1 protein-coding gene is annotated in these 996 nt (G+C 73.6%); it reads left to right on the top strand.

Translation table 11 applies throughout. From position 1 onward, the window contains the following. Window positions 1-996, top strand: a 996-nt coding sequence (locus RBH18_RS43865) for an NADH-quinone oxidoreductase subunit 5 family protein (RefSeq protein ID WP_306216446.1), incomplete at both ends; no start/stop codon positions are given.

Genomic DNA, 996 nt, shown 5'->3' with positions numbered 1-996 from the left:
CCGCGCTCATCCACGCCGCCACGATGGTCGCGGCCGGGGTGTTCGTGGTGTTCCGGCTGTTCCCGCTGTTCGCGCAGTCGCCCGCCGCCCTCGCCGTACTCGGTGTCATGGCCGCAGTCACCCTGCTGCTGGGCGCGCTGTCCGCCACCGCGCAGGACGACCTGAAACGCGTGCTCGCCTGGTCGACCGTCTCTCAGATCGGCTACATGACCGCCGCCCTGGCCGTCGGCTCGCCCGCCGCGGCGCTGTTCCACCTGCTGAGCCACGCCGGGTTCAAGGCGCTGCTGTTCCTGGCGGCCGGCGCGGTGATCCACGCGCTGGGCACCAACTCGCTCACGCACATGGGCGGGCTGCGGCGGCACATGCCGGTGACGTTCTGGTCGTTCGTGGTCGGACTCGGCGCGCTGGCCGGCGTACCCCCGCTGTCGGGTTTCTGGTCCAAGGAGAACGTCCTGGTCGCCGCCGCGCACGCGATCGAGGGCGGCGGCCCGGCACCCGTGTGGGTCGGCTGGGTGGTCTATGTCGCCGCGCTGGCCGGCGTCGCGATCACCGCCTGGTACGCGACCCGCCTGCTGCTCCGCACGTTCTTCGGCCGCTCCCGGTCCGAGCAGTGGTCGGTCGGCTTCGACGACGCCCGCTACGACGTCCCGCCCGGCCCGCCGCACGATCCGCCCCGGGCCATGCGCTGGCCCCTGATCGTGCTCGGCGTGCCGGCGCTGCTCGCCGGGTTCGCGGCGTTCCTGCCGGCCTTCCGCGCGGCGCTCGAGCTCGAGTCGCCGCACCTGAGCATCTCGATCGTGCTGCCGCTGCTGCTCACCGCGGCGGGCATCGCCAACGCCTGGTGGCTCTGGCACTCCGCCCCGGGCATCGACCCGGTGCGGGAGCTGGGTCGCGCGCGGCCGCTGCTCGCCGCCGGCTTCCGGATCGACCAACTGCAAGACCTTCTCGTGGTACGCCCGACGCGCGCCCTGGCCCAGGCAGTCATCCGCACGGACG

Source organism: Actinoplanes oryzae (assembly GCF_030757795.1).
GTDB lineage: Bacteria > Actinomycetota > Actinomycetes > Mycobacteriales > Micromonosporaceae > Actinoplanes.
This window is presented reverse-complemented; position numbering and strand designations above follow the sequence as displayed.